At 71.2% G+C, this 26,470-nt stretch carries 23 protein-coding genes; 14 read left to right on the top strand and 9 right to left on the bottom strand.

Features of this window, described 5'->3' with window-relative positions; genetic code table 11:
- Positions 1-5: 5 nt before the first annotated feature.
- Positions 6-968, bottom strand: a complete 963-nt coding sequence (locus tag F4559_RS22375) for a hypothetical protein (protein WP_184671657.1) — start codon at positions 966-968, stop codon at positions 6-8.
- Positions 969-1,483: 515 nt separating this feature from the next.
- Between F4559_RS22375 and F4559_RS22370 the strand changes: the two genes are divergently transcribed.
- Positions 1,484-2,593, top strand: a complete 1,110-nt coding sequence (locus F4559_RS22370) for a S8 family peptidase (protein WP_184671655.1) — start codon at positions 1,484-1,486, stop codon at positions 2,591-2,593.
- Between the two features lie 135 nt (positions 2,594-2,728).
- Here the strand turns inward: F4559_RS22370 and F4559_RS22365 are convergent, their stop codons facing one another.
- Positions 2,729-3,175 carry a GNAT family N-acetyltransferase gene (locus F4559_RS22365; RefSeq protein WP_184671654.1) on the bottom strand — a complete coding sequence of 149 codons (447 nt, stop codon included), beginning with the start codon at positions 3,173-3,175 and terminating at the stop codon, positions 2,729-2,731.
- 265 nt (positions 3,176-3,440) lie between these two features.
- Here F4559_RS22365 and F4559_RS22360 point away from each other — a divergent pair, with 265 nt between their 5' ends.
- Complete coding sequence (locus tag F4559_RS22360) at positions 3,441-4,586, top strand: S8 family peptidase (protein ID WP_246445305.1); 1,146 nt, start codon at positions 3,441-3,443, stop codon at positions 4,584-4,586.
- Between the two features lie 104 nt (positions 4,587-4,690).
- Here F4559_RS22360 and F4559_RS22355 read toward each other — a convergent pair whose 3' ends face one another.
- Complete coding sequence (locus tag F4559_RS22355; RefSeq protein ID WP_184671652.1) at positions 4,691-5,386, bottom strand: peptidylprolyl isomerase; 696 nt, start codon at positions 5,384-5,386, stop codon at positions 4,691-4,693.
- Positions 5,387-5,479: 93 nt separating this feature from the next.
- Between F4559_RS22355 and aspS the strand changes: the two genes are divergently transcribed.
- From aspS to F4559_RS22340, 3 genes are all read left to right on the top strand, one after another.
- The gene (gene aspS, locus F4559_RS22350) at positions 5,480-7,264 is read left to right on the top strand and encodes an aspartate--tRNA ligase (RefSeq protein WP_184671651.1); all 1,785 of its coding nucleotides are present in this window, start codon (positions 5,480-5,482) and stop codon (positions 7,262-7,264) included.
- Positions 7,265-7,444: 180 nt separating this feature from the next.
- Positions 7,445-8,626, top strand: a complete 1,182-nt coding sequence (locus F4559_RS22345) for a hypothetical protein (RefSeq protein WP_184671650.1) — start codon at positions 7,445-7,447, stop codon at positions 8,624-8,626.
- Between the two features lie 263 nt (positions 8,627-8,889).
- Positions 8,890-9,684 (top strand): SGNH/GDSL hydrolase family protein, encoded by a 795-nt coding sequence (locus tag F4559_RS22340; RefSeq protein WP_312865773.1) that lies wholly within the window; start codon positions 8,890-8,892, stop codon positions 9,682-9,684.
- A 44-nt stretch (positions 9,685-9,728) separates the two neighbouring features.
- Here F4559_RS22340 and F4559_RS22335 read toward each other — a convergent pair whose 3' ends face one another.
- The 6 genes from F4559_RS22335 to F4559_RS22310 all read right to left on the bottom strand — a co-directional run bounded on the left by F4559_RS22335 (position 9,729) and on the right by F4559_RS22310 (position 17,992).
- Entirely contained in the window at positions 9,729-10,727 is a 999-nt protein-coding gene (locus tag F4559_RS22335) for an IS481 family transposase (RefSeq protein WP_184667470.1), read from the bottom strand.
- A 119-nt stretch (positions 10,728-10,846) separates the two neighbouring features.
- Complete coding sequence (locus F4559_RS22330; protein ID WP_184671649.1) at positions 10,847-12,655, bottom strand: ArnT family glycosyltransferase; 1,809 nt, start codon at positions 12,653-12,655, stop codon at positions 10,847-10,849.
- Complete coding sequence (locus F4559_RS22325; protein WP_246445303.1) at positions 12,655-13,869, bottom strand: bifunctional glycosyltransferase family 2/GtrA family protein; 1,215 nt, start codon at positions 13,867-13,869, stop codon at positions 12,655-12,657. The genes F4559_RS22330 and F4559_RS22325 overlap by 1 nt, the downstream gene beginning before the upstream one ends.
- Positions 13,870-13,907: 38 nt before the next feature.
- Complete coding sequence (locus tag F4559_RS22320) at positions 13,908-15,698, bottom strand: ArnT family glycosyltransferase (RefSeq protein WP_184671646.1); 1,791 nt, start codon at positions 15,696-15,698, stop codon at positions 13,908-13,910.
- 70 nt (positions 15,699-15,768) lie between these two features.
- Positions 15,769-17,286: a sensor histidine kinase gene (locus F4559_RS22315; protein ID WP_221447343.1), complete on the bottom strand. Its 1,518-nt coding sequence runs from the start codon at positions 17,284-17,286 to the stop codon at positions 15,769-15,771.
- Positions 17,264-17,992 (bottom strand): response regulator transcription factor, encoded by a 729-nt coding sequence (locus F4559_RS22310; RefSeq protein ID WP_184671645.1) that lies wholly within the window; start codon positions 17,990-17,992, stop codon positions 17,264-17,266. Before F4559_RS22310 ends, F4559_RS22315 begins: the two co-directional genes overlap by 23 nt.
- A 160-nt stretch (positions 17,993-18,152) precedes the next feature.
- Between F4559_RS22310 and F4559_RS22305 the strand changes: the two genes are divergently transcribed.
- The 9 genes from F4559_RS22305 (at position 18,153) to F4559_RS22265 (ending at position 26,304) form a co-directional block, all read left to right on the top strand.
- Positions 18,153-18,740: a hypothetical protein gene (locus F4559_RS22305; RefSeq protein ID WP_184671644.1), complete on the top strand. Its 588-nt coding sequence runs from the start codon at positions 18,153-18,155 to the stop codon at positions 18,738-18,740.
- A gap of 199 nt (positions 18,741-18,939) precedes the next feature.
- Positions 18,940-19,530, top strand: coding sequence for a copper resistance CopC family protein (locus F4559_RS22300; protein WP_184671642.1), 591 nt, complete (start codon positions 18,940-18,942; stop codon positions 19,528-19,530).
- A 50-nt stretch (positions 19,531-19,580) separates the two neighbouring features.
- Positions 19,581-20,117: a copper resistance CopC family protein gene (locus F4559_RS22295; protein WP_184671640.1), complete on the top strand. Its 537-nt coding sequence runs from the start codon at positions 19,581-19,583 to the stop codon at positions 20,115-20,117.
- Positions 20,118-20,151: 34 nt separating this feature from the next.
- On the top strand, positions 20,152-20,382 hold the full coding sequence (locus tag F4559_RS22290; RefSeq protein WP_184671638.1) for an RNA-binding S4 domain-containing protein: 231 nt from the start codon (positions 20,152-20,154) through the stop codon (positions 20,380-20,382).
- Between the two features lie 698 nt (positions 20,383-21,080).
- Complete coding sequence (locus tag F4559_RS22285; RefSeq protein WP_246446192.1) at positions 21,081-22,499, top strand: sugar transferase; 1,419 nt, start codon at positions 21,081-21,083, stop codon at positions 22,497-22,499.
- A gap of 13 nt (positions 22,500-22,512) precedes the next feature.
- Positions 22,513-23,589, top strand: a complete 1,077-nt coding sequence (locus F4559_RS22280; RefSeq protein WP_184671634.1) for a Gfo/Idh/MocA family protein — start codon at positions 22,513-22,515, stop codon at positions 23,587-23,589.
- Positions 23,586-24,188 (top strand): dTDP-4-dehydrorhamnose 3,5-epimerase, encoded by a 603-nt coding sequence (gene rfbC / locus F4559_RS22275; protein WP_184671632.1) that lies wholly within the window; start codon positions 23,586-23,588, stop codon positions 24,186-24,188. Before F4559_RS22280 ends, rfbC begins: the two co-directional genes overlap by 4 nt.
- The gene (locus tag F4559_RS22270) at positions 24,185-25,192 is read left to right on the top strand and encodes an NAD-dependent epimerase/dehydratase family protein (protein WP_312865771.1); all 1,008 of its coding nucleotides are present in this window, start codon (positions 24,185-24,187) and stop codon (positions 25,190-25,192) included. The genes rfbC and F4559_RS22270 overlap by 4 nt, the downstream gene beginning before the upstream one ends.
- Positions 25,189-26,304, top strand: a complete 1,116-nt coding sequence (locus F4559_RS22265; RefSeq protein ID WP_184671630.1) for a DegT/DnrJ/EryC1/StrS family aminotransferase — start codon at positions 25,189-25,191, stop codon at positions 26,302-26,304. The genes F4559_RS22270 and F4559_RS22265 overlap by 4 nt, the downstream gene beginning before the upstream one ends.
- The last annotated feature ends 166 nt before the right edge of the window (positions 26,305-26,470 follow it).

The raw sequence follows: 26,470 nt of genomic DNA, 5'->3' as shown, positions 1-26,470 counted from the left end.
TTGAGTCAGTGCCAATCCCAGCGCAGGCCGACGACCCCGGGTCCGAAGTCGAGTGCGACGGCGTACGCGTAACCCCAGGTGTCCACCGGTGTTTCGCGCACGTCGGTGGGCTCGCCACCGTTCACGTCCGTCGTGAATTGCTCACAGCGCACGGGCCTGCACCGCGAGTCGTAGCGGACCTCCAGCACGTACTCGCGCACCGGGTGCCGGAATCGGCGCGAGTGGGTGTTGTCGTAGGTGGGGTGGTGCGGTGCGACGTGGATCAACTCGTACTCGACGGCGGTGCGCTCTCCCCTGCGCAGCGGTCGGTCGAACAGCAACTCGGCGATCATCAGACCTTGGCGCGGATCGGCGGAGACCCGCCCCAGTCTGCACGAGCGCAACGTGCCGATCACGGGCAGCGAATCACCCGGCAGCCGGGTGTCGTAGCCGAGCAGCACGCGGTCCACACCGGCGCGTTCGGCACGCAGGACCTGGCGCGACCGCACCCGGCGGGTGCTGCCGTCCATGGCCAGCTCGACCTGGTCGCGCATGGACAGGCGGGTGAGGTCCTGGTCGCTGCTGGTGTCCACTTCGGCGAGCAGCTCGGCCATGGACTCGTAGTCCGCCGAGCGCAACCAGCCGTCGGGGCTCGTCGGGCGCTGGCGGGGCCGGGCCTTGCCGCGGGGTCGCGGCGGGCCGAGCAGCGTGCTCAGGCCACCCTCGCCGACGTCGAGTATCTCCTCAAGGTGACCGACCGCGGTCAACGAATCAGGGCGCTCGGGTCGGCGTCGCCCCGACTGCCAGTAGCTCAGCGCCGCGATGCTGACCGCGACGCCGCGGGCCCGCAGCTTGTGCTGGAGCCGTTCCAGGCTCAACCCCTTCGCGCGGATCGCGGCTCTCAACGCGTCCGCGAAGGGGTCCGCTCCCGACTCGATCCGCCGGGGATCGCGTAGCCGCGATTCCGCTCCGGCGACTGGCGCTGGCATCTCCACTCCGTTCTCCGAGGACAAGGCGAGCGACGTTATCGCGCGAAATCGTCGGCGCGGTACAGCCGATCGGGTTTCCCGACGTGAATTTAACCGAATCGGCGGGCTAAATCCCGTTGTCAGCGAATGTTTGAATTCTCATTAACAGACGGCGTGTGAAGCCACGGTTGGGCGAACAGCGCATCGGTGCCGGCCCGTTCGGCCGCCGCGACGCCTCCCCGTGCACGATATCGCTCCGAGGTGGGGGGTTGTGAGGTACGTCCCACTCTGTTGTTGCAGTGTCGCGTACTCCGAGCCGTCGGATCGCCGGAGGTCTGTCGGCGCAGTTCGGCAAGAGTATTTTCTCCACAGCGTTGAATGGTTTAGCCCGTGTTCTCCGGGGTTCATCCACAATGGACTTCCGGGGTGTGGGACGGCGAAACGCGTCCTGTACCCGGGGTCGGCTACCTGACACGCTCGGGTCGGAGTCGAACCCCGTACCCGGGGTTCTCACCGTCCCTGCGGAGGAAAATCCCATGCGCACGCTCTTATCCGGCTTCGTGGGCGCCGCCCTGGTGCTCTGCGCCGTCGCGACACCCGCGAACGCGGAGGGTGTCGTCCGGTACGCGGACTCGCCCGACGCCGTGCCCGGCTCCTACCTCGTGAAGATCGCCGACGGTCACACCGTTGCCACCGCCGGTCCCGCCCTTGCGCTGCCCACGTTCGGCGGGTACGCGGTCCGGCTGACCCCGCGCGAGGCCCGCCGCCTCGCCGCCGACCCGGCCGTGGCCTACGTCGAGCAGGACCGGGTCGTCCGCGTCGGCACGCCCGTCGCCGCCGGCACGCCGTGGGGCCTGGACCGCACCGACCAGCGTGCCCTGCCGCTGGACGGGGAGTACCGGCACGTCACGACGGGCAAGGGCGTCACGGCGTACGTCCTCGACACCGGTATCCGCGCGAGCCACGAGCAGTTCGCCGGACGCGTCGCACCCGGCCGCGACCTGGTCGAGGACGACGACGTGCCGCAGGACGAGAACGGGCACGGCACGCACATCGCGGGCCTGGTCGCCGGTCGGACCTACGGGGCCGCCGACGGTGCGCGGATCGCGGCCGTGCGCGTGCTGGACGCGAACGGCACCGCGCCGTACTCGCGGGTCATCGCCGGTGTCGACTGGATCGCGCGCAACGCCGCGCGGCCGGCCGTGGCGAACATCAGCCTGGGCGGTGGCCCGTCGGCCGCGCTCGACGACGCGGTCCGCGGCCTGATCGCGTCCGGCGTGACGGTGTCGGTGACGGCGGGCGGCAGTGGCGGCGGCGTGACCGACACGTCGCCGGCGCGGGTGGCCGAGGCGCTGACGTCCGGCGCGTCGACCCGGACCGACACGCGTGCCCCGTTCTCCAACCACGGCCCGGGGGTCGACCTGTACGCGCCGGGTGTGGGGATCACGTCGGCCTGGCACACGTCCGACACCGCGACGAACACGGTCAGCGGGACCTCGTTCGCGACCGGGCTGGTGACCGGTGTGGCGGCCCGGCACCTCCAGGCCCATCCCCGGGCCACTCCGGCGCAGGTGCACCAGGCCCTGGTGGCCGACGCGACGCCGCTTTCGTCCGGCCCGCTGCTGTACCGCGCGCCCACGGCGTGAACGACGGTGGCCCGCCGGTCCCCCGGCGGGCCACCGTGCTTCGTGCGCCCGGGTGGGCGGTCGAGGGTGTCCGAGTGCGTATCCCGGGGTGTCCGAGCGTGTGTTTCGGGGTGCCTGAGTGGAGCACTCGCGAGGTCAGTCGTGGTGGGCCGGGGCCAGGTCGTGCACCATCACGATCTCCCCCTTCTCCACCTCGCCGGTCTCCACGAACCCGAACGCCGCGTACAGGCCGTGGGCCACGGCGTTGCCCGGCACGACACCGAGGCGCAACCGGGAGCGGCCCTCCGACCGGGCCACCTCCGCGACGGCCGCCAGTCCCTTGCGGCCCAGCCCCCGGCCCTGCGCCCTTCTGTCGATCATGAAACGGGCGATCCCGAGGACGTCCGGCCCGGCCCGGTCCAGGAGGGTGAAGCCGACGAGCTCCCCGCCGTTGAGCAGGGCGAGGGGCTGGAGCGTCGGCCGGTGCACCCACGCGTCCGCGATCGACTTGAGGTTGGTCGCGACGAAGAGCCGCTGTTCCTCGTGGACCTCCAGAGCGACCACGGCATCGTAGTTGTCCTTCGTGACCGGTTCGAGGTTCATGGGGAAGACGTTTACCACCAGAGTTCGTGCCGCCGGAGCCCGCAGGTGAGCGGAACGGTTGTCGTTCAGGTAGCAGTCGGGAGCGTTTCACTCGACTGGAGTACACGGAAGTACCCCGGTCGGGCACGCACAGTAAGAACACGGCGGTCTGACGCCAGCAGCGTGGCCCTGCAAGCCCACGTTGGTGTCACGTCAGGTCGCCAATTCGAGAACGGATTCTCGTATGCGAAAGTCACGACAGGTCCGGGTCCTGGCCGGAGTCGGTATGACGGTGCTCACCCTCGCCGCGACCTCCATGCTGACCCCCGTCGCGCAGGCCGCGACCGGCGACATCCGTGCGGCCGACGCACGGGAGAAGGTGCAGAACAGCTTCATCGTGAAGCTCAAGGACGGCTCCGTCGCCGACGCGACCGCGCTGGCCCAGCAGTACGGCGGCACCGTCGCCCGCGTCTTCAAGAACGCGATCAACGGCTTCCAGGTCCGGATCCCCGAGACCGCCGCCCGCAAGCTCGCCGCCAACCCGGCCGTCGAGTACGTCGAGCAGGACCAGGTGCTGCGGGCCACGGCCACGCAGACCAGCCCGCCCTCCTGGGGCCTGGACCGCATCGACCAGCGGACCCTGCCGCTGAACTACCAGTACCAGTCCACCGCGACCGGCGCGGGCGTCAACGTCTACGTCATCGACACCGGTATCCGCACCACGCACTCCGCGTTCGGCGGCCGGGCCCGCAACGGCTACGACTTCGTGTCCAACGACGCGATCGCGCAGGACGGCAACGGCCACGGCACGCACGTCGCCGCCACCATCGCGGGCAGCCAGTACGGCGTGGCCAAGGGCGCGACCGTCTACGGCGTGCGCGTGCTCGACGACAACGGCAGCGGCACCACCGCGGGCGTCGTCGCCGGCGTGGACTGGGTGACCAAGAACCACATCAAGCCGGCCGTGGCCAACATGAGCCTCGGCGGTGGCGCGTCCGTCGCCATCGACAACGCGGTGCGCCGCTCCATCGCGGCGGGCGTGACCTACGTCGTCGCGGCGGGCAACAGCAACGTCGACGCGTCGACCACCTCCCCGGCCCGCGTGACCGAGGCGATCACCGTCGGCGCGACCGACCGCTCCGACGCCCGCGCGAGCTACTCGAACTACGGCTCGTACGTGGACATCTTCGCCCCGGGCTCGTCGATCACCTCGGCCTGGAAGACCAGTGACACCGCGGCGGCCTCGCTGTCGGGCACCTCGATGGCCTCGCCGCACGTCGCGGGCGCGGTCGCCCGGTACCTCCAGACCAACAAGACCGCCACCCCGGCCCAGGTCCAGAGCTACCTGATCGCCCAGTCCACCCCGAGCAAGGTCACCAACCCCGGTACCGGCTCGCCGAACCGCCTGCTCTACCTCGCGCCGACGGTCTGAACACCGACAGAACGGACCGTCGTACGGCAACGTGAATCCAGGGCCGGCCTCCCGTCGCGGGAGGCCGGCCCTGAAAACGCGTCCGAAAAGTCTTCTCGGGGTGGCTACTCGCGCTCGGCCAGGCCGGTGATCGTCAGCGCCAGGCTCGGCCGGCCGACGCCGGCGTCCTCGGCCGTGCCCGCGACGATGCCGCCCTTGGCGACGTCGTCCACCTTCTCCAGCCCGATGGAGACCTTGCCGATGATCGGGAAGTCCGGCGCCCAGCCGGCCGCGTCCTGGTAGATGACGAAGAACTGGCTGCCGTGGCTGTCGGTCCGGTCGGGGCTGGCCATCGCGATCACCCCCCGCCGGTACCCGCTGGTGGTCGCACCCGGATCGGAGTACCGGTAGCCGGGGTCGCCCTTGCCGGTGGTGCCCGCGTCGCCGCACTGGAGGTAGAACAGCCCCTCGGTCGACAGCTTGTGGCAGGTCGAGCCGATGTAGTACCGGCTCTCGACCAGGTACCGGAAGCTGTGCACGGCGCACGGCGCGCTCTTGGCGTCCAGCCGGAATTCCATGACACCGCGGTTGGTCTGCGCGGTGAACACGTACTCGCCCTGGGCCGCGGCCTTCGCCGACGGCGGGTCGACGGCCTTGACCGTGTTGCCCGTCCGGTCGCGCACGTACTCGCAGTCGACGGTCGGCCCCTCGATCGACGGTCCCCCGGAAGACGGGCTTCCCTGGGGCGCCCCGGTCACCGAATAGGAGCAGGCGCCGAGGAGCAGGGCCGTGGACACGGTCGCGATCAGGCGTCTGCGCACCGCGCGATCTTAAACCTGGTGGCGTGGGGCGGGGGAGCGTTGGCTAGCCTTGACGCCCGTCAGCAGCACTCACCAGCGAGGAGAGCAGCACCCGTGATGCGCACGCACGAGGCCGGGACGCTCCGGGCCGAGCACGCCGGGCAGTCCGTCACCCTGACCGGGTGGGTCGCCCGCCGGCGCGATCACGGCGGCGTCATCTTCATCGACTTCCGGGACGCGTCCGGCGTCGCCCAGGTCGTCTTCCGCGAAGGCGAGATGGCCGAGCGCGCGCACCGGCTGCGCTCGGAGTTCGTGGTGAAGGTCGTCGGCGACGTGACCCGGCGGCCCGAGGGCAGCGAGAACGCCGACCTGCCGACCGGTGCCATCGAGGTCTACGCCTCGGAGCTGGAGGTCCTCAACGAGTCGGCACCGCTGCCGTTCCAGCTCGACGAGCACCTGGAGGTCGGCGAGGAGGCGCGGCTGCGCCACCGCTACCTCGACCTGCGCCGCACCGGCCCGGCCAAGGCGCTGCGGCTGCGCAGCGAGGCCAACCGGATCGCCCGCGAGGTGCTGCACGCCGAGGACTTCGTCGAGGTCGAGACCCCGACCCTGACCCGCTCGACGCCCGAGGGCGCGCGCGACTTCGTGGTGCCCGCCCGCCTGCGGCCCGGCTCCTGGTACGCGCTGCCCCAGTCGCCGCAGCTGTTCAAGCAGCTGCTCATGGTCGGCGGCCTGGAGCGGTACTACCAGATCGCCCGCTGCTACCGGGACGAGGACTTCCGCGCCGACCGGCAGCCCGAGTTCACCCAGCTCGACATCGAGATGAGCTTCGTCGACCAGGACGACGTGATCGCCCTGTCCGAGAAGATCATCGGCGCGCTGTGGAAGAACCTGGCCGGCCACGACCTCGACGGCCCGATCCGGCGCATCTCCTACGCGGACGCGATCGCCAAGTACGGCTCGGACAAGCCCGACCTGCGCTTCGGCCTCGAACTCACCGAGCTGACCTCGTACTTCAAGGACACGCCGTTCCGCGTGTTCCAGGCGCCTTACGTCGGCGCGGTCGTCATGCCCGGCGGCGCCGACCAGCCCCGCCGCACGCTCGACGCGTGGCAGGAATGGGCCAAGCAGCGCGGCTCCAAGGGCCTGGCGTACGTGCTGGTCGCCGAGGACGGCACGCTCGGCGGCCCGGTCGCCAAGAACCTGTCCGACGCCGAGCGCGAGGGCCTGGCCAAGGCCGTCGGCGCCAACCCCGGTGACTGCGTGTTCTTCGGCGCGGGCGACCCGGACTCGGCCCGTGCCCTGCTCGGCGCGGCCCGCGTGGAGATCGCGCACCGGGTCGGCCTGATCGAAGAAGGCTCCTGGTCCTTCGTGTGGGTCGTGGACTTCCCGATGTTCGAGGCCGTCGACAAGATCGGCGACGACGTCGCGGTCGGCAGCGGCAAGTGGACCGCGCTGCACCACGCGTTCACCTCGCCGACGCCCGAGTGGATCGACCGGCTCGACGAGAGCCCGGGCGAGGCGCTGGCCTACGCCTACGACATCGTGTGCAACGGCAACGAGATCGGCGGCGGCTCGATCCGTATCCACCGCGCCGACGTGCAGCGCAAGGTCTTCGAGATCATGGGCCTTGGCGCCGAGGAGGCGCAGGAGAAGTTCGGCTTCCTGCTGGAGGCGTTCAAGTACGGCGCACCGCCGCACGGCGGCATCGCGTTCGGCTGGGACCGGATCGCCATGCTGATCGGCGGGTACGACTCGATCCGCGAGGTCATCGCGTTCCCCAAGAGCGGCGGCGGTTTCGACCCGCTGACCTCGGCGCCCGCGCCCATCACGGCGTTGCAGCGCAAGGAGGCGGGCGTCGACGCGAAGCCCGCCGAGAAGCAGACCGCCGACAAGTAGGCACGATTTCCCCGACACCCGCGTGCGATCGCACGCGGGTGTCGTGTTCCTTCGCCGAACCGGAGCTGAACCGTCCCAGTTCCGGCGAACGGTGGTCTTCGACCCGGTCCGCCCACTACCGTCACGGTGCTCGGACGGAACGTGTCGGGCCGGCCGGCACCGGGGGTATGGTCGGAGGGGATGAGCGTGGGAACCACCGCCGGCTCGACCGACACCTCGGGGGTGCCCGACGCGGTCGCCGCCGCGGAATCGGTGCTGAGCAGCAGATTCGGGGCACCCGTCCGGCTCGCCGATCCCGAGGACCTCGGCGGAACCGGACGTTCCGTCGTCGTCCGGGTCAGGGTGGCGTCCACACCGTTCTCGTTGCCGCGCACCCTTGTCGTCAAGCGCTACCCCGCGCCGGTGGCCGACCGCGACCCGTTCGCGCACGAGGCCGTGTCGCACAAACTGCTCACCGCGCTGCCCGGCGAGGACCGGCGGACACCCGAGCTGGTCGCGCAGGACCCGCGCAAACGGTTGGTGGTGCTGGAAGACCTGGGCAAGGCGCCCCGGCTCGCGGAGAAGCTGCTCGGCTCGGACGCGCGGGCCGCGGAACGCGGGCTGCTGGCGTGGGCGCACGCGATGGGGCGCCTGCACGCGGCGACCGCCGGGCGCGACGCGGACTTCGACGCCCTGATGAGACGCCAGGGCAGCCAGTGCTGCGCCGATCCGATCGCCGTCGACCTGTACGAGTCGTTGGACAAACTCCCCGGGAGGCTGGCGGAGTCGCTGGAGGTGGACACACCGCCGGCCGTGCACGACTTCGTGGTGCGGGCGTGGCGGTCCTTCGTCACCTCGCGCCGGCGGGCGTTCAGCCCGTCGACCTCGTGCCCGGACAACCACCTCGTGACCAGCAAGGGCGTCAAGTTCCTCGACTTCGAGGGCGGCTGTGTCCGGGACGTCGTCTTCGACGCGGCGTGCCTGCGCGTCCCGTTCCCGTCGTGCTGGTGCGCCTACGGCCTGCCCGCCGGGATGTCGGAGGCGATGGTCGCGGCCTGGCGTGCCGAGGTGTCGTCGGTGTGGCCGGACCTGGACGACGACGAGGTCTTCCGCCCCCGCCTCCTGGAATCCCAGCTCCTCTGGGTGTGGTTGGGGACGTACCGCGCGTTGGCCGAGTCGACGCCCGCGCCGCCGAACAGCCACCGTGCGGCCGAGTCCCCGTCCCGGTTGCAGATCCTGGTGTGCCGGTGGAGCCGCCTGCGCGCCGATGCGGCGGCGTTGGCGGAGCAGGCGGTGGTCGACCACGCCGACGCCGTGGTGGCGGCGTTGCTGTCCACCCATCCCGAGGCCGCGACCCTGCCCCTGTACCCGGCGTTCCGCTGAGCCGTTCGGCGGCGTCCGGATACGCGACCCGGACTGCCCGAGTGCGTAGTTCAGGGTGCCTGACCGCGTGTTTCGGGGTGGCCGAGTGGAGGACTCGCGGGTTTCGGGGTGCTTGAGCGCATAACTCGCGGTGTCCGAACGTATAACTCGCGCGCTCGGGGTGGAGGGTGAATTCCGGGGTGGTGAGTGGCTGTCATGCGGTGTGCGGGTTCCGGACCGGCGAGGTTTCCCGGGCGGTCAACTCGTTGCGCGATCGTCGGCGCGTGGTGCGCGGACTGGTGGTCCTGGGCGACTCGACGACGTTCGGCGTGGGTGATCCCGTCCCCGGCGGCGGGTGGCGGGGCGTGGGGGCGTTGCTCGCCGCCGCCTACCCCGGCGCCCGGTACACCAACCCGTCCTTCCCCGGTGCGAGGGTGGCCGACGTCCGGCGCACCCAGCTCCCGAAGGCGCTGGCCACCGGACCCGACGCCGCGGTGATCCTGGTCGGCATGAACGACACGCTGCGGTCCGACTTCGACGCGGCCCGGCTGCACGAGGACTTCGACGCGATCGTCACCGGGCTCCGGGCCGCCGGCGCGCGGGTCGTGACGGTCCGCTTCCACGACCACAGCCGCGTCTTCCGGCTGCCGACCGTGCTCCGCGCCGCGCTCAAGGCCCGCATCGCGGAACTCAACGAGGTCATCGACGCCGTCGTCACCAGGCACGGCATCGGCTGCGTCGACCTGGACCGGCTGGTCGGTGCCTACGACCTCGACACCTGGGCGGTCGACCGCCTGCACCCGTCCGAGGTCGGCCACCGCAGGCTGGCCGCCGCGTTCGCCGACCGGCTGGCCGATGCCGGTCTCCCGGCCCGCGAACCCGTCTCGTTGGAACCGACCGGCGGGTTGCGGATCACGCCGCTGCACCACGCCGCGTGGCTGGTGTTCAAGGGCGTCCCCTGGCTGTGGCGGCGGGGACGCGACCTGGTCCCGTACGCGGCGACCGTCTACTACCGCGCCTGGACCGGACGCGGACAGGCGGTCGCCGAGGGCGACCGCCTGTCCGTCGAGACCACCTGAGCCGTGTTCCGGACGTGGGCCGCGGCCCACGTCCGGAACACGGACTAGCTGTTCTGTCCTGTGAGGTTGGGGACGCGGCTGGCAGGTGGTTGGCCTTTGAGTGCGGTGTGGCCGCGGTGGTGATTATAGGTGTGCAGCCACCGCGGCAGCGTCTCGCGGCGTTCGGTCTCAGACCGGTATGCCTGGGCGTAGGCCCATTCGTCGAGCAGGGTGCGGTTGAAGCGTTCGACCTTGCCGTTGGTCTGTGGCCGGTAGGCGCGGGTGCGTTTATGGGTGATGCCCGCGTTGGCGAGGGTGTCGCGCCAGAGCCGTGAGCGGTAGCAGGAGCCGTTGTCGGTCAGCACCCGGCGGACGGTGACGCCGGCTTCCCGGAAGAACGCCTGTGCCCGGGTCCAGAACGCGGCGGCGGTGTCCTTGGTCTCGTCGGGCAGGATCTCGGTGTAGGCCAGCCGGGAGTGGTCGTCCACCGCGTTGTGCAGGTAGGCGTAGCCGAGGTTCGGGCGGCCGTGGACCTTGCGGGGCCTGGTCGGGTCGCGGTGGGCGGAGCTGTTGCGCCCGCCGGCCCGCCGTCCGTGCACCTTGTGGCCGCCGCCGTCGGGGATGTTGCCGAGCTTCTTGATGTCGACGTGGACCAGGTCGCCCGGTGCGGCGTGTTCGTAGCGGCGCACCGGCGTGGCGGTGGCCCGGTCCAGGTGGGCCAGGCGGGCCAGGCCGAAGCGGCGCAGCACCCGGTGCACGGTGGAGGGGTTCAGTCCGAGCAGGTGGGCGATGCGGGCCGGGCCCCACCGACGCGCCAGGCGGACCTTGACGATCCGGCGTTCGCGGCGGGTGGGCAGGCGACGCGGGCTGCGGTGCGGGCGGCTGGAACGGTCGACCAGGCCCGCCTCGCCCAGCTCGCGGTAGCGAGAGGCCCAGCGGGCGGCGGTGGTCGGCGAGACCTGGAACCGCTCGGCCGCCCGCCGCAGCGGCCACCCCTCGTCCACGACACACCGGGCCAGGCGCAGCCGTCCCAGCTCGGTCAAGGGTGCGTTAGCGTGGGTCACGAGGGCCTCCGTGGGCTCGGTGTCGACGTCGCAATCCACACCGAACCCGGAGGCCCTCCCTCATTCCAACATCATCCGACTACGTGTCGAACCGTCCACAACCTCTCAGGGCAGTACAACTAGCCCAGCTTGTAGACGGTCTGCCCGTCGATGGTCTGCGCGGTGAAGTTGTCGGCGACCCACGACGCGATGTCGCCGCCACCGCCCATCCCGCCGCGGCCACCTGAGACGAAGTACCCGATCCGCCCGTCGGCGACGTACCGCTTGAACTCCTCCAGGGTCGGCGCCGGGTCGTTGCCGCTCCACCCGCCGATGCCGATCACGGCGCGGCCGGACGCCAGCGACAACGACGCCGCGCCCTGCGCACTGACCGTCGCCGCCGCCCACGTCCCCGTGGTGTCGCGCAACAACGCGCTCAGTTCCGCCGACGAATCGTCACCCTCGCCGGGGCCGCCGAAGCCGCCCATCCCGGACGAGTACCCGGCCGGCCCCGACATCGGGATCGAGCCGGAGTGCGTGGTCGACGCCGTGGCGACGCCGATCGCCGCCGCCGAGACCAGCGACGTCACGACCGCGAGCGCCGCCGTGCGTCGCACGCCCATCACGATCGCCGTGGCCACCAGCACGGTCAGCCCCGCCTCGACCCAGCGCAACGCCGGCAGCCAGTCGCCGAACCGGGCCAGCAGGGCGAAGCCCCAGAACCCGGACGCGGCGACCATCACCGCCAACGTGATGCGCACCGGCAGGTGCTTGCGCCCACGCCACAGCTCACGCCCGGAGATCGCGACCAGCGCGGCGACACCCGGCGCCACGGCCACGGTGTAGTACGGGTGCGTGATGCCGCTCATGAAGCTGAACGTCACGCCGTTCACGATCACCCACAGACCCCACAGCACGAGCGACGCCCGCGTGCGGTCCGTGCGCGGCCGGCCCCGGGCGAACCACAGGCCCGCGACCAGGCCGATCAGCGCGGCGGGCAGCAGCCACGAGATCTCCGCGCCCATGGACGCGCCGAACAGCCGGTCGATGCCGGTGCTGCCGCCGAACCCGACGTTGCCGTTGCCCATGCCGCCGCCCATGCCGCCGCCGGCGCCGCCGCCGAAGATCCGGCCGAGACCGTTGTAGGCCAAGGCGAGTTCCCACAGCGAGTCGTCGGCCGAGCCGCCGATGTAGGGCCGCGAGTCCTTCGGCCACAGCTCGACCAGCACGATGAACCAGCCGGCGGACACGATCACGGCCGCGCCCGCGCCCAGCAGGTGCAGGAACCGCTTGGCCGGCGACGTCGGCGCGGCCAGCAGGTACGCCACCGCGAACGCGGGCAGCACCATGAACGCCTGGCCCATCTTCGCCAGGAACGCGAACCCGATCGCCACGCCCGCGAGCGCCAACCACCAGGCACTCGCCTTCTCGATCGCGCGGACGGTGCAGTACGCGCCGGCGACCATGAGCAGCACGAGCAGCGCGTCGGGCAGGTTGAACCGGAACATCAGCACCGCGACCGGCGTCACGGCCAGCGCGAGCCCGGCCAGCAGGCCCGCCACCGCGCCGGACGTGCGCTTGACGGTGGCGTACAACAGCCACACGGCGAGCACGCCCTCGATCGCCTGCGGTGCGAGCGCGCTCCAGGACGAGAAACCGAACACCCGGGCGAACAGGCCACTCACCCACAGCGCGGCGGGCGGCTTGTCCACGGTGATCGCGCCGCCCGCGTCCAGGCCGCCGAACAGCCAGGCCGTCCAGCTCTGCGCACCGGCCTGGGTCGCCGCGGCGTAGTAGCTGTTGCCCCACCCGGAGTCGGTGAGGTTCCACAGGTACAGCACCGCCGTGCCCAGCAAGAGGACGACCAGGGCGGGTGTCGTGAGGTTCCGGCCTCGGCGTTCGGCGGCCTCGGCGGGCCGTTCGGAAGTCGCCGTCAGGGTCGCGGTCATCAGGAATTCTCCACAGTGGACGGACGGGTGCGGAACACCCAGTTGCGCAGCAACAGGAACCGCAGGACGGTGGCCATCAGGTTCGCGCCGATCACGGTGACCAGCTCGGCCGTGCCGCCGGGTTGGGCGAACCGGTGCAGCAGGAACAGCGAACCGCTGGTCAGGGCGAGTCCGAGGGCGAAGACGAGCAGGCCCTCGAACTGGTGGCGACCGGCGCCGTCCCGACCGCGCACGCCGAAGGTGAAACGCCGGTTCGCGGCGGTGTTCGCGATCGCGGTGAGCAACAATGCCACCAGGTTCGCACCCTGCGCGCCGATGCCGCCGCGCAGCAGCACGAACAGCAGCAGGTAGGCGAGCGTGCTGGCGACGCCGACCGCGCCGAACCGGACGAGCTGCTTGAACAGGCCGGGCGGCACGCCCGGCGTCGTCGGCTCCAGCGGGCGGCGGCCCAGTTGGGCGCGCAGGTCGCCGATCGGGATCCGGCCGGTCATCAGGCCGCGCGCGACCCTGGCCACGCCTTTGAGGTCGGCGACGGCCGTGGACACGATGTCGACGCGGCTGTCCGGGTCGTCGATCCAGTCGACCGGGACCTCGTGGATGCGGGCGCCCGCGCGTTCGGCGAGCACGAGCAGCTCGGTGTCGAAGAACCAGCCGGTGTCCTCGACGTGCGGCAGCAGTCGGCGGGCCACGTCGGCGCGGATCGCTTTGAAGCCGCACTGCGCGTCGGTGAACCGGGCGGCCAGCGCGCCGCGCAGGATCAGGTTGTAGCAGCGGGAGAGGAACTCGCGCTTGGGTCCGCGCACGACCCGCGCGCCGCGCGCGAGCCGGCTGCCGATCGCGACGTCGGAGTGGCCGGAGATCAGCGGTGCGACCAGCGGGCCCAGCGCGGCCAGGTCGGTGGACAGGTCGACGTCCATGTACGCCAGGACGGCCGCGTCGGACGCGCTCCACACGGCCTTGAGCGCACGACCGCGCCCTTTCTCGGCCAGGTGGACGGCGGCGACGTGCGGCAGTTCCCCGGCCAACGCCTCCGCGACGGCGGCGGTCCCGTCGGTGCTCGCGTTGTCGGCGATGGTGATCCGGAAGGGGTACGGGAAGGTCCGGGCGAGGTCCGCGTGCAGCTTGCGCACGCACGGCGCGAGGTCGCGTTCCTCGTTGTACACGGGGACCACCACGTCGAGCACCGTGGTCGTCGTGAGCGTCGCGGTTGTCATGGGATCACCTTCGAAGGCGTCGCTGGGTGCCCCGTGTGTCATCGCTGTGCGTCCGCTGTGAGACCGGCCGCCGCGAGACCCGACACGGTCAGCTCGTAGAGCGTGACGCCGTCGACGGTGCGGGCGGTGAAGGTCTCGTCGACCCACTCGGCGATGCGTGCGGCGGCGTCGCTGCCGGTCTCGCCCCGCATCATCGAGCCCGCGATGAAGTAGTGGACGCGTCCTTCCGCGACATACTTCTGGAACTGTTCCAGGGTGGGTGCGGGGTCGGTGCCGTTGAACCCGCCGACGGCCATGACCGGGACGTCCGCGCCGAGCTGGTGGCCCGCCGCGTTGTTCGAGCCGACGACGGCCGCCGCCCACGTGTACGAGTCGGCGTCCGCGCGCAGCACGGACACGACCTCGGCACTCGGTTCGGGTGCGCTGAGCAGGCCGCCCATGCCACCGCCCATGCCGCCGAAACCCATGCCGCGACCCGGGCCCGCGCTGGGGATCGCGCCCGAGTGCGGGGTGTCGGCCGTGGCCACGGAGTACGCGCCCGGTCCCAGCAGCGCGGCGGCCAACGCCACCGGCACCACCGCGGCGGCCGGGACCACCGACGACAGGAACAGCCCGACCGCGGCGAGCAGACCGAGCACGAGCACCGTCGCGGCCAGGCCGGTCGACCACTCGGCGAGCAACAGGTAGCACTGGAGCGCGGTCACGGCCACGGCGCCGGACAACGCCGCCGCCGCGATCGCATCGTGTCGCCGTCGCCACAGCGCGACCGCGCCGATGCCGACGATCGCGCCGATCGCGGGTGCCAGCGCCACGGTGTAGTACGCGTGGATGATCCCGTTCATGAAGCTGAAGACGGCCGCCGTGACGACCAGCCAGCCACCCCACAGTCCGAGCCCGACCCGATCGCTGCGGGAGGCGAACCACCACGCGGAGAGCAACAGCACCAACGCGGTGGGGAGCAACCAGGCGATCTGACTGCCCATTTCGGACCCGAGCAGTCGGGACCAGCCCGTACCGCCCCAGCCCCCTCCGCGACCACCGCCGACGCTGCCGACCTCGTCGCCCGTCAATCGGCCCAGTCCGTTGTAACCGAGCGTGAGTTCCAGGACGCTGTCGCCCTGCGAACCCCCGATGTAGGGCCGGGATCCGGCGGGCACCAGCTCGACGGCGAGCACCCACCAACCACCCGCCACCACCATGGTGCCCAGCGCCGCCGTCAGATGCACGAGCTTTCGCACGGGCCGCGCGTTCGCGGCGAGCAGGTAGACCAGGCCGAAGGCGGGGAGCACGAGGAACGCCTGGAGCATCTTGGCCAGGAAGGCGAAGCCGACCGCCGCGCCCGCCAGGGCGAGCCATCTCGCGCTTGCCGCTTCGGTGGCGCGCACGGTGCAGTAGGCGCCGGCCACGAGCAGGAGCACCAGCAGGGCGTCGGGGTTGTTGAAGCGGAACATCAGCACGGCCACCGGGGTCAGCGCCAGGACCGCGCCGGCGATCAGCCCGGCGGCCCGGCCCGAGGTGCGCTTCACGGTGGCGTAGAGGAGTCCCACGCTCGCCACGCCCATCAGGGCCTGGGGAGCGAGGATGCTCCACGCGTTGACGCCGAACAGCCTGGCCGACAATCCCATGACCCACAGGGACGCCGGGGTCTTGTCGACGGTGATGGCGTTGGCCGGGTCGGTGGACCCGTAGAACCAGGCCGTCCAGCTCTCGGCCCCCGCCTGGGCCGCCGCCGAGTAGTACGCGTTGGCCCAGCCCGAGTCGCCCAGGCGCCACAGGTACAGCACGGCGGTGCCGGCCAGCAGGAGGAGGAGAGGTAGTCGCGCTCGCATGGAGCCGACGGTGCCGGTGCGCCCTGGGGTGTCCTTGTGCTGTTCCTGTGAGCGAGCTGTGGACGACCGGTCAGCCGGGCAGGCGGACCGCGAACCTGGTGTGGCCGGGGTGGCTGGTCAACGCCACGGTGCCGCCGTGCGCGGTCACCACCGCGGACACGATGGACAGGCCCAGGCCGGTGCTCCCGGCGGCCCGGGACCGCGAGCCGTCGCCGCGCGCGAAGCGTTCGAAGACCTCGGGCTGGAGACCCGCCGGCACACCGGGTCCGTCGTCCACGACGGTCAGTTCGGTCGCGCCGCCGTCCCCCACGGACAACGAGGTGGTGACCGTCGTCCCGTGCGGGGTGTGGACCCGCGCGTTCGACAGCAGGTTGGCCAGCACCTGGTGCAGGCGGTCGCGGTCGCCGGACACGGTGACCGGCTCGGGCGGCAGCTCCAGCTTCCAGTCGTGGTCCCCGCCCGCGATCCGGGCGTCGTTGACGGTGTCCACGACCAACGCGGTCAGGTCGACCGGGCCGAACTCCAGCGGGCGCCCGGCGTCGAGGCGGGCCAGCAGCAACAGGTCTTCGACGAGCGACGTCATGCGCACGGCCTCGGACTCGACGCGGCCCATCGCGTAGCCGATCTCGGGCGGCACGTCGGCGTTGGCCCGCCTGGTCAGCTCGGCGTAGCCGCGGATGGCGGCCAGGGGGGTGCGCAGTTCGTGGGAGGCGTCCGCGACGAACTGCCGGACGCGGGTCTCGCTGGCGTGCCGGGCGGCCAGGGCGTTGCCGACGTGGCCGAGCATCCGGTTGAGCGCCAGCCCGACGCGGCCCACCTCGGTCGCCGGGTTCGAGTCCTGTTCGGACACCCGTTCCGCCAGGGCCACCTCGCCCTCGTGCAACGGGAGTTCGGCCACGCGGGTCGCGGTGTCGGCCACGCGTTCCAGCGGGCGCAGGGCCCGGCGGATCACCGAGACGCCGACCAGGCCGATCGCGATCAGCCCGGCCAGTCCCACGCCGCCGAGGATCAGCCCGAGCTGCACCGTGTTCGCGTCCACAGTGGCCATCGGCAGGCCCGCGACCACCTTGTCACCGCGGTGGTTGGCCACGCCGATCACCCGGTAGGCGCCGAGCGTGCCGAGGTCCACGGTCCTGGGCAGGCCGTCGGTGGGCACGGAGTCCAGCAGCCGCTGCTGGTCGCCCGGCAGTTCCTCGCGGTTGCCCGAGCCCGGACGCAGGCGTCCGGCGGAGTCGGCGGCGCCGTCGCGGAACGTCAGGAGCAACGTCCCCGGGCCGAAACCGGGGAAGTCCAGGGGTTTCAGGGAGCTGTCGCCGTCCGGGCGGGGCATCCCGGTGAACCCGGCCGCCCGGTCGGCGGTGCGGACGAGTTCCTCGTCCAGTTTGGACACCATGAAGTCGCGCAGGGCGAAGCTGGCCACCACGCCGATGACGACGCAGATCGCGGCGAGCAGACCGACCACGCCGACGACGAGCCGGGTCCGCAGAGCCCAACTCTCAGGGCGCCAACCCTTTGGGCGCCAACCCTTTGGGCGCCAACCCTTAGGACTCCAACGCTTGAGGCGCTCAGGGCGCGGGCTTGAGGACATATCCCGCGCCCCGCATCGTGTGGATCATCGGCACGCGCCCGGCGTCGATCTTCTTGCGCAGGTAGGAGATGTACAGCTCGACGATGTTGGCCTGGCCGCCGAAGTCGTAGCTCCACACCCGGTCCAGGATCTGGGCCTTGCTCAGCACCCGCTTCGGGTTGCGCATCAGGAACCTCAGCAGTTCGAACTCGGTCGCGGTCAACTCGACGGCCTGCCCGCCCCGGCGCACCTCGCGGGTCTCCTCGTCGAGCACGAGGTCGCCGACCACCAGTTCGGTGCCGGCCGTCGCCTCGGTCACGCCGGTGCGGCGCAGCAACGCGCGCAGCCGCAGCACTACCTCCTCCAGGCTGAACGGCTTGGTGACGTAGTCGTCGCCACCGGCGGTCAGCCCGGCGATCCGGTCCTCGACCGCGTCTTTGGCGGTGAGGAACAGGACAGGCAGCGCGGGCTGGTCGGCGCGCAGCCGGCGCAGCACCTCCAGGCCGTCGAAGTCGGGCAGCATCACGTCGAGCACGACCGCGTCGGGGCGGAACTCGCGGGCCACGCGGACCGCGTTGGCGCCGTCCAGCGCGGTGCGGACCTCCCAGCGTTCCATCCGCAGCGCCATGGACATGAGTTCGGCCAGAGTGGACTCGTCGTCGACCACCAGCACCCGCACCGGGGTACCGTCGGGCCGGCGGAGTTCGGGGGAGGTCACCTCGCGCATGGTCCGATCGTCTGTGGTCCGGTTGGGGCAACGCTGTGCCGATCCTGTGTACCACCTGTGAGGCCGCGACGCCGCCGTGACGCTGCGGCGCGGCCGACGCACAGAGGACGCCCAAGGGCTTCACAGCCCACGCACAGACACGACCCGCACTGTTGTCGTCATGACTGAGAACTCCGAGAACCCGACCTGGGGCGACGCACCGCCGCCGCAGGCCGACGCTCCCGGGCCGCGCTGGTCCGGTCGCAAGACGATCGCCGCCGTGGCGATCGCGGTCGGCATCGCCGCGGCCGGTGGCGGTGTGATCTACGCGGCGAGCAACTCCGACGCCGCGCAGGCGGGCCTGGGGCCCCGGGGCGGCGGCTACGGCCGCGGCGGTCCCGGCGGCATGATGATGGGTGGTCCCGGCCTGATGTTCGGCGACACCGCGCACGGCGAGTTCCAGATCGGCGAGGTGACCGAGGTCGCCTCGGACTCCGTGACGGTCAAGAGCACCGACGGGTACAGCAAGACCTACAAGATCGACGGTGACACCAAGGTCAACGGCGGCCAGGGCGACGTGGACGACCTCGCCAAGGGCGACAGCGTCACGGTCGTGGCCACCGCGGACACCGCCGACCTGATCCTGGAGAGCGGCCAGTTCCCCGGTCAGCGCGACGGTCGGGGCGACGGCCGGGGTCAGGGCAACGGGCAACAGCCGCCGGACGGGCAGCGACCGCCGGGTGACCAGGGCACGCCGCCCACCCGCTGAGACGGTGGCACCGCGTCGGACCGGACGTCCGACGCGGTGTCCGTCTTCGGTGTCCCTCTTCCGGCCGGCCGCCCTCCGGGTGCCCCTCTCGAATTGTGGGACTCCCTCGTGTCGGGCGTGTGGACCGTTCGTCCGACGAGGCCGCCCGTTCGACGAAGGCTGCCCGCCGGCGGTGTCCGCTCGCGGTAGAACTGTGGCCATGAGGGGGCGTTTGGCGGGGTTGGCGTTCGTCGTCGCGATCATCGGGGGTGGCACGGCAGGGCCCGCGTACGCGACGGCGGAACCGGGACCGGTCCACAGCGAGCCGGGTGCGGGGGAGGTGCTCGAAGTCCCGCCGTCGGCGATCGCGCTGATGTTCGACCAGGTCGTCGATCCCGCGTCGGTGGACGTGACCCTGCGGTCGGCCGCGGGGTCCGAACAGCCGTTGGGCGTCCGGCGGTTCGACGGGGACGCCGTGTCGTACCCGGTGATCGGGTCGGATCTGCTGTCCGACGGCGTCTATGAGGTCGCGTGGACCGCGATGGGCACGGGCGGCACGTACTGGTTCGTCGTCGACCGGCACGCGTACGAGGCAGCGCCGCAGCATCCCGGTGACGACGCGGGTCGCGCTGTGGTCGTCCTGCGCGCGACGGCCGAAGCGGCGTCTTCCGGCACCGATGTCGGGTTCTACTCCTATGCCCCGTCCCTGTCCCCGTTCGCGATGCCCGGGTGGTCCGTGGTCGGGCTCGCCGCCCTGTTGACGGGCGTGGGCTGGTGGTTCTCGCCCGTGCGGCGGCGTAAGGACGGCTGACGGGTGCCGCGCCCGCCGAGCCGGGGAACGCGCCCGGTAGAACTGTGCCCATGAGGGGGAAACTCACGGCGTTCGCGCTCGCCGCGGGCGCGCTGGTCGGTGTCGTGCCGATCGTCGACGCCGCCGCGGCACCGCCGGTCCTGCTGGGCAGCTCTCCGTACGACGGGGACTACGTCACCGCCGTCCCGGACCGGGTCGAGCTGGTCTTCGACCGCCAGCCGGACTCGCTGCGCGCGAGCCTCGCGCTGTACTCGCCGGGCGGCGGGGTGAGCACCGCTTCCCACTTCGCGGACCGGACGATGTCGGCCACGGTCGAGGGGACGAAGCCGACCGAGAACGGCGTGTACAGGCTCAACTGGGTGTTCGAGGGTGCCTCGGGCAACGTCCTGTTCACGGTGCTCGCCCCCGGCCAGGAGGTGCCGGCCGGGTCGGTCGGCGAGCGGAGCCGGGCCTTCGAGAGTTCCCTGACCATCGAGCGGGACCCGTGGTCCTCGCGGCTGTCGGTGTGGCCGCTGCTCGGCGGCGCGATCATGCTGGTCGGTGTCGGGGTCTGGCTCTCACCTGTTCGGCGGCGTAAGGCCGGGTGATCCCGGTGGTCCGCCGGGGAGCATGATGACGGCCATGCGCATCCCCGAAGTCGTGATCTCCGACGACATGATCCGACTGGGCCAGTTCCTCAAGCTGGCGGGGCTGGCCGAGCACGGTGCGCACGCCCGTGAGCTGGTCGAAGCCGACGAGGTCACGGTCAACGGCCGGGTCGAGAACCGCCGCGGTGCCCAGTTGCACCACGGCGACGTGGTGGCGGTCGGCGGGGAGAAAGCGCGCGTGGTCGCGAACGGTCAGCTCCCGTGAGCACCGGGTGACATTTGCGCCGGGCGGCGCACCACGACACCGCCGATGGTTGCCATGACGTCGGCCACACCATTGTGCCCGGTCGAAAAGTGAACTGGGTCACAGTGTTCCGGTGATCGCCGGACGAATTCCGGCGAAGTGTGATCGGATCAACCCAGCCCGTTGCGCCGAATAGTCGCGTGCGGACCGTGTGCGGGTGGTCGCCATCCGCAACCCGCGTGGTGTTCCGGGGCCATTTCCGGTCCTATTCCGAGTCGGTTTCGACTCATCTCGAAAAGTCGTTGTAACGAAGGCCGTCCCGATGACGATGAGCTAGCCCGCCACGCGTGGACCGGTCGCCTCGTGACCACTGTGGACTGTCCTCTAGGGTCTATCGGCGGCCTTTTCCGCTAGTCAACGGACGTCACGCGAAGTCACCCGGTGAATCTCCACCGTCGCGATGGCGGCACCGGGGTCCAAACGCGTCCGAATCGGTTCGCGACCCGTGTAACGCCTGCCGGGCACGTGACGAATCACGGTTTGCCGAGGTGAGGAAAACAGCCCGGCGGATTTATGCCAGCCACACACTTGCGGGTCCGTCGGGGATGCCCTGCGTACGTGCACGTCCGAACCGGCCGAACCGGGGGAAACTCACGATGAGCGAGCAGGTCCAGCCCACGCGACGCAGACCCGTCGTGGGCGCGGTCCCGACCAAGCGCATGACCAGTCCCACCGTCAACGGCTGGGAGCCCGCCTACCGTTACGGCGTCATCGCCGCCGACGTCCTGTGCACCGTCGTGGTCGTCGCGCTGTCCGGCGTCCTGCTGTCCGCGAACCACCTGACCTTCGGCCCGTTGCCCCTGTTGGCGCTCCAGGCCGTGACCATCCTCGTGGTGATCGCGTCCCTCTACGTCAACCGCGTCTGGAACACCTCCGTGCTCGGCCAGGGCGCCGAGGAGTTCCGCAGACTGGGACGCGGGCTCGTCGGGGCCGTGGTCGTCCTGGGCCTGGGCGGCCTGGCCGCCGGCCTGCCGGGCGCCCGCCTCTGGGTGTTCCTGGTCGGCCCGGCGATCGCGCTCGTCGCGTTCCCGGTCCGCTACCTGCTGCGCCGCCCGCTGCACCGGGCCCGCGGCGAAGGCCGCTGCCTGCTGCCGGTGCTGGCCGCCGGCAACGTCGACACGGTCAAGGACCTGATCGGCCGCACCCGGCGCGCGCCCCACCTGGGGTGGCGGGTCGACGCGGTGTGCACTGTGGACGGTCGCGCCGAGATCGGCGTCGAGCTCGACGGCATCCCGGTCGTCGGCCGGTTCAACGAGCTGGCCGAGCAGGTCCGCCGGGGCGGTTACCGCATCGTCGCGGTCACGCCCGACGCGTACTGGACGCCGCGGCGCCTCCAGCAGCTCGCCTGGGAGCTGGAGGGCACGGGCACCGAGATGGTCGTCGCGCCCGCGCTGATGGACTTCGCCGGTCCCCGCCTGCACGTCACGGGCGTGCTCGGCATGCCGTTGCTGCGGGTGTCGGAGCCGACGTTCACCGGCATCCGCCGGATGATCAAGCTGATGGTCGACAAGTTCGGCTCGCTGCTGCTGCTCGCGCTGCTGGCGCCGGTGCTGCTCACGGTCGCCGTGGCGATCATGATCGACACCCGCGGTCCGGTGCTCTACAAGCAGCGCCGGGTCGGCAAGGACGGTCGGCAGTTCACCATCCTCAAGTTCCGCACGATGGTGACCGACGCCGACAAGCTGCGCGCCGAACTCGAAGCCGTCAACGAGGGCGCGGGCGTGCTGTTCAAGATGAAGCGCGACCCCCGCGTGACCAGCGTGGGCCGCGTCCTGCGGCGGTACTCGATGGACGAGCTGCCGCAGCTGTTCAACGTCTTCGGCGGCTCCATGTCGCTGGTTGGTCCTCGGCCGCCGTTGCCCGAGGAGAGCGCGAAGTACGGGCCTGACATGCGGCGTCGCCTGCTGGTCAAGCCCGGGATGACCGGTCTGTGGCAGGTGTCCGGCCGCAGCGACCTCTCGTGGGACGAGTCGGTGCGACTCGACCTGCGGTACGTGGAGGACTGGTCCCTCGCCCTCGACGCGCTGATCTTGTGGAAGACCATCCGGGCCGTCACCGGCGGCGCGGGGGCCTACTGACTTGGAGAACGGAATGGACCAGCCGATCGGCATCGCCGTCGTCGGCGCCGGCTACTGGGGCCCCAACCTGGTGCGCAACGCCCAGGCCACGCCGGGGCTGAAGCTGCGCTACCTCTGCGACCTCGACACCGAGCGCGCCCGCCGTGTGCTCGGCGACTACTCGACGGTCCGGGTCTCCGGCTCGCTCGACGACGTGCTCGCCGACCCCGCGGTCGACGCGGTCGCCATCGCGACCCCGGCGGCCACGCACCTGCCGGTCGCGCTCGCCGCGTTGCGCGCGGGCAAGCACGTCCTCGTGGAGAAGCCGCTCGCGGCGAGCTACGAGGACGGCCTGGAGTTGGTGCGCGAGGCCGAGAGCCGCGGGCTCACGCTCATGCTCGACCACACGTTCGTCTACACGCCGACCGTCCAGCACCTGCGCCACCTCGTGCGCAGTGGTGAGATCGGCAGCGTGCAGTACCTGGACTCGGTGCGGATCAACCTCGGCCTCGTCCAGCCGGACGTGGACGTGCTGTGGGACCTCGCGCCGCACGACCTGTCGATCTTCGACGCGATCCTGCCCGACGACGTGCGCGTGACCCGGGTGTCCGCGCACGGCTCGGACCCGATCGGCGCCGGCCGCGCCTGCGTCGGCCACCTCACGCTGGAGCTGTCCGACGGCGTGCTCGCGCACGTGCACGTCAACTGGCTCTCGCCGACCAAGATCCGCACGATGATCGTGGGCGGCTCGCGGCGGACCGTGGTGTGGGACGACCTGAACATGGTGCAGCGGCTGTCCGTGCACGACCGGGGCGCCGACCGCGTCGAGGGCGACGAGGACCGCCGCCAGGCGATCATCTCCTACCGCCGGGGCGACACCGTCGCGCCCGCGCTGCCGGAGAAGGAAGCCCTGCGCGGTGTCATGCAGGAATTCGCCGCCTCCATCGCCGAGAAGCGCGCCCCCCTGACCGACGGTTGGTCGGGTCTGCGCGTGCTGGCGATCCTGGAAGCGGCGTCGGCAAGCCTCGCCGGTGGTGGCGAGTTCGTGACCGTCAGAGACGTCCCGGGCCGGGGCGCGACGGGTTTGGCACAGGAAGAGGCGGTTGCATGACCGGGGTAGCGGCCCCCAAGCAGGGCATGGACATGACGGTCACGCCGACCGAGCTCGAAGGCGTGTTCGTCGTCCAGCCCGAATGGTTCGAGGACGAGCGCGGCTTCTTCTTCGAGTCCTACAGCAAGCGCCGCTGGGAACAGCACGGCCTGCACCTGGACTTCGTCCAGGACAACCACTCGCGGTCGAGTCAGGGCGTGCTGCGCGGCTTCCACTTCCAGAACGGCCTTTCGCCGCAGCACCGGCTCGTGCGCTGCACGGTCGGCGCGATCTGGGACGTGGTGGTGGACATCCGGGTCGGCTCGCCGACGTTCGGGAAGTGGTTCGGCATCGAGCTGAGCGCGACCAACCGCACCCAGCTGCTGATGGGCCCCGAGTTCGCGCACGGTTTCGCCGTGCTGTCCGAGGTGGCCGAGGTCCAGTACAAGACGACCGGTTTCCACAACCCGGCGGCCGAGGGCCTGCTGGCGTGGAACGACGCGGACGTGAACGTGCCGTGGCCGATCGAGGACCCGACGCTGTCCGCGAAGGACAGCACGAACCCGAGTCTCGCGGACTACCTGAAGAACCCCGCCTTCCACTACGGAGCCCAAGCGTGAACCTGCGTGACGCACGTGTCCTGATCACCGGCGGTGCGGGCCTGATCGGCTCGACCATCGCCGACCAGCTCCTCGACGAGGGCGTGTCCGAGATCGTCGTGCTCGACAACCTCGTGCGCGGCCGGATGGAGAACCTCGCCGGTCCGCTGGACGCCGGCAAGGTCAAGTTCGTCGAGGGCGACCTGCGCGACGTCGAACTGGTCCGGTCCGTCGTGGACGGTGTCGACCTGGTGTTCCACCAGGCCGCGATCCGGATCACGCAGTGCGCCGAGGAGCCCCGGCTCGCCCACGACGTCCTCGCGACCGGCACGTTCAACGTGCTGGAGGCGGCCGTCCAGGCGAAGGTCTCCAAGGTCGTCGCCGCGTCGTCGGCGTCGATCTACGGCCTGGCCGAGCTGTTCCCGACCGAGGAGAACCACCACTCCTACGGCAACCGCACGCTCTACGGCGCGGCCAAGGTCTACAACGAGGGCCTGCTGCGCAGCTTCCACGAGATGTACGGCCTGGACTACGTGGCCCTGCGCTACTTCAACGTCTACGGCCCGCGCATGGACGTCTTCGGCGTCTACACCGAGGTCCTGGTCCGCTGGATGGAGCGGATCGACCAGGGCATCCCGCCGCTGATCCTGGGCGACGGCAGCGCCACCATGGACTTCGTCTACATCACCGACATCGCGCGTGCCAACGTGCTGTCGGCCAAGAGCGACGCCACCGACGAGGTGTTCAACGTCGCCTCGGGTACGGAGACCAGCCTCGCGCAGCTCGCCGACGCGCTGCTGGAGGTCATGGGCCGTACCGACCTGCGCCCGGAGCACGGTCCCGAGCGCAAGGTCAACGCCGTGCCGCGCCGCCTGGCGAGCACCGCGAACGCCAAGGCCAAGCTCGGCTTCGAGTCCACGGTGTCGCTGCACGACGGGCTCCGCGAGCTGGTCGAGTGGTGGCGCGTCGAGACGGCCAAGGGCAACCCGAACATCGCGCCCAAGTCCGAAGGAGCGTCGGCATGATCCCCATCACCCGCCTGTACGTCGGCCAGGAGGAGGCGGACGCCGCCGCGGCGGCCGTGCTGTCCGGCTGGCTGTCGGTCGGCCCGCGCGCGGCCAAGTTCGAGGAGCTGGTGGCCGAGCAGGTCGGCGCGAAGCACGCGGTGAGCGTGAACAGCGCGACGACCGGTCTGCACCTGGCCCTGGCGGCGCTGGGGATCGGCGCGGGCGACGAGGTCATCTGCCCGTCGTTCACGTTCATCGCCACGCCGAACTCGATCCGCTACACCGGTGCCACGCCGGTGTTCGCCGACATCGACGAGCGCACGTACAACATCGACCCCGCGCACGTCGAGCAGCTCATCACGCCGCGCACCAAGGCGATCATGCCCGCGAGCCAGATCGGCCTCCCGGCCGACCTGCACGCCCTGCGGGCCATCGCGGAGAAGCACGGCATCCCGATCGTCGAGGACGCCGCGCCCGCGTACGGCGCGACGATCGACGGCGTGCGGCTGGGCACGATCTCCGACATCACGGTGTTCTCGTTCGACGCCCGCAAGATCCTCACCACGGGTGAGGGCGGCGTCGTGACCACCGACAGCGACGAGGTCGCGGCGAAGCTCAAGGCGCTGCGGGCGCACGCGGCGTCGATCTCGACGCTGGCCCGGCACACCACGACCGCCGTCATCGCGGAGAGCTACGACGAGGTCGGCTTCAACTACAAGATGACCGACATCCAGGCCGCGGTCGGCGTGGTGCAGCTGCCGAAGCTGGACCACGTCGTCAAGACCCGCCGTGCCCTGGCCGCCCGGTACGACGAGCTGCTGCGGGACAACGCGTCCCTGGTGCTGCCGTACGAGCCCGAGGGCTTCGGGCACGTCTACCAGTCCTACCTCGTGCGCCTGGTCGGGCACGAGCGCATCGAAGTCATGACCGCCATGGCGCAGCGCGGTGTCGCCACGCGACGCATCACCGCCTGCCACCTGGAGCCCGTGTACCACGCGGGCGACAAGAACCCCTCGCTGCCCGTGACCGAGCGCGTGGCCGCCGACCACATCCTCCTGCCCCACTTCGTCGGCCTGACCGACGAGGAGCAGGACGAGGTCGTGGCCGCGTTGACCGCCGCGACCGGCTAGGCGCGGAGCGCGGGGGAACCCGGCGGCCGGGGGCAGGGCCCGGTCGCCGGGTCTTGTCGTGCCCGGTGTCGACTACGGACAGTAGTTGTCTGGGCATCCAATGAGTTGTCATCCAATCGAGATGTGCTTCGGGATAACGGCTTGACTTGCTGCCACGACTGACGAA

It is taken from the genome of Saccharothrix violaceirubra (assembly GCF_014203755.1).
GTDB classification, from domain to species: Bacteria; Actinomycetota; Actinomycetes; order Mycobacteriales; family Pseudonocardiaceae; genus Actinosynnema; species Actinosynnema violaceirubrum.
This window is presented reverse-complemented; position numbering and strand designations above follow the sequence as displayed.